The sequence below is a fragment of the Amycolatopsis sp. NPDC102389 genome, from assembly GCF_044765885.1.
In the GTDB taxonomy this organism is placed as follows: Bacteria; Actinomycetota; Actinomycetes; order Mycobacteriales; family Pseudonocardiaceae; genus Amycolatopsis.
Genome location: NZ_JBIWKX010000057.1, coordinates 21,742 through 22,341, shown reverse-complemented (window position 1 = coordinate 22,341; position 600 = coordinate 21,742). Strand labels below are relative to the sequence as shown.

The 600-nt window shown below is 57.5% G+C and carries 1 protein-coding gene; it reads right to left on the bottom strand.

Annotated elements, in window-relative coordinates:
• Positions 1-206: 206 nt before the first annotated feature.
• Complete coding sequence (locus ACIRGA_RS33190) at positions 207-557, bottom strand: WXG100 family type VII secretion target (protein ID WP_400948714.1); 351 nt, start codon at positions 555-557, stop codon at positions 207-209.
• Between the last annotated feature and the right edge of the window lie 43 nt (positions 558-600).

Below are 600 nucleotides of genomic sequence, written 5' to 3'. Positions count from 1 at the left end.
CGGAACAAAATCCGCCCACGCCTGCGACATAGCCCGCATACTCCGGACATTGCCCTCAGGCCACTCCATCCCCACCATGACCTTCAGAAAATTCTGCAGGGCCTTGGGCGGCTTCGCAGGACCATCACCAGACTCGAACACCACCCACCCCCTTTCGCAGAAAAGTCACGGCAACACAGAACACAAACCCACGCCTACCGCATCAATTAATCCTTGGCATCCTTCTGCTGCTGCAAAGCCTCGGCCAACCGGTGATCGAAGGTCTTCGCGTTCGCCTCGTCCAGATCGCCGAAATCAGTCACCGTCGTGGTCACCCCGTCGGACAGGTCGACCACTCCGTTGGACAGCTCACCCAGCCCTTCCCGGACATCATTCGCGTTCTTCACATACCCCTCGGCGAACTTCTTTCCAGCCTTGTCATCACCCCAGCACCCGTCATACCTGTTCAAAGTCTGGTTCAACGCCGACACCGCGGCCGCGAAATCGGTGTTACCAGAACGAAGCCTGGCCACCATCTCCCGCATTCCCGTGGTATCCAGACGAAACTCTTCCGCCATCGTTCTCATCCTTTCGAAAAAGCAATGTCACGTCGCGAACAAC

Bases quoted from the DNA above. Each gene is read 5' to 3' on its own strand.
- ACIRGA_RS33190 (WP_400948714.1), bottom strand. From the start codon at position 557: ATGGCGGAAGAGTTTCGTCTGGATACCACGGGAATGCGGGAGATGGTG.